This window comes from Neokomagataea anthophila (genome assembly GCF_018122595.1).
Lineage (GTDB): Bacteria > Pseudomonadota > Alphaproteobacteria > Acetobacterales > Acetobacteraceae > Gluconobacter > Gluconobacter anthophilus.
The window spans coordinates 1-222 of sequence record NZ_JAGRQH010000208.1 but is presented as its reverse complement, the minus strand read 5'-3'; the positions used below and the strand labels follow the sequence as shown (position 1 = coordinate 222).

Sequence of the window (222 nt, the reverse complement as noted above, 5' to 3'; positions counted from 1 at the left end):
ATGGCTGCTAGATTTGACGGCGGAAGCACTGGCGAAGTCGGGTGATCTGTCTGAGTTCTCAGGTGAAGTATCGGACTCGGGTGAAGGCCGATGGTCGATCGAAGCTGCGATCGAGGAAGATGTTACCGTACCTGTGATGACCGCATCGCTGTTCACTCGTTTCCGCTCACGCATTGGCAACAACTTAGCTGAGAAAATCATCTCCTCACAGCGCATCGGATT

General features: G+C 53.2%; 1 pseudogene. It reads left to right on the top strand.

The window, feature by feature from the left end:
• Positions 1-222, top strand: a pseudogene (locus KB213_RS12485) (phosphogluconate dehydrogenase (NAD(+)-dependent, decarboxylating)); the annotation flags it as partial.